Annotated in this window: 1 protein-coding gene; it reads left to right on the plus strand. The window is 68.9% G+C overall.

What is annotated here, in order from left to right:
• Positions 1-100: 100 nt before the first annotated feature.
• On the plus strand, positions 101-1,052 hold a 952-nt coding region (locus IE239_RS41435), incomplete at its 3' end, for an IS481 family transposase (RefSeq protein WP_190154602.1).

The raw sequence follows: 1,052 nt of genomic DNA on the forward strand, positions 1-1,052 counted from the left end.
TGTATTGATCACGAGCGTTGTTGACGCGGGTCGGACTTGATCGTGACGAAGGCCCCCGTGTGTGGTGGAGGTGTCGAATCTTCACCGCACGGAGGCCTTCGTGTCCCACCGTAATGCCCGGCTGACCGTTCACGGCAGGCGGCTGCTCGTCGAGCGTGTCCGCTCCGGCCGTCCCGTCGCCCATGTCGCCGCCGAGATGGGCATCTCCCGTCCCACAGCCCACAAGTGGATCCGGCGCTGGCGGTCCGAGGGCGAGAGTGGACTCATCGACCGTTCCAGCCGCCCCCGCAGGACACCGCACCGGACCGCAGCCGCCACCGAGGCCCGTGTCTGCAGGCTGCGCCAGGACCGCAAACTCGGCCCGGCACGCATCGGACCGATCCTGGGCCTGCCCGCCTCGACCGTGCACCGCATCCTCACCCGGCACGGCCTCAACCGCCTGGCCTTCCTGGACCGGCCCACCGGCCAGGTCATCCGCCGCTACGAACGCGACCGGCCCGGCGAGATGGTCCACGTGGACGTCAAGAAACTCGGCCGGATCCCCGACGGCGGCGGCCACAAGGTGCTGGGCCGCCAGGCCGGCCGCGCCACCCGCAGCTCCGTGGGCTTCGACTACGTCCACTCCGCCGTCGACGACCACAGCCGCCTGGCCTACAGCGAAATCCACGGCGACGAGAAGGCCGACACCTGCGCAGGCTTCCTGCGGCGGGCCGCAGCGTTCTTCGCCGCATCGGGTATTGACCGCATCGAACGGGTCCTGACCGACAACGCCTGGCCCTACCGCAAGAGCTTCGCCTGGCAAGGGGCGCTGGCTGACCTCGGCGCGACCGGAAAGCTGACGCGCGCCTACCGTCCCCAGACCAACGGCAAGGTCGAACGCTTCAACCGCACCCTGCTCGAGGAGTGGGCCTACCTGCGGCCCTACACCAGCAACACCGAACGCACCGAAGCCCTGGCAGACTTCCTGCACACCTACAACCACCATCGCTGCCACACCGCACTCGGCGGCCAGCCACCCATCAGCCGTGTGAACAACCCTGCGGGTCAATACA

Source organism: Streptomyces humidus (assembly GCF_014649655.1).
GTDB lineage: Bacteria > Actinomycetota > Actinomycetes > Streptomycetales > Streptomycetaceae > Streptomyces > Streptomyces humidus.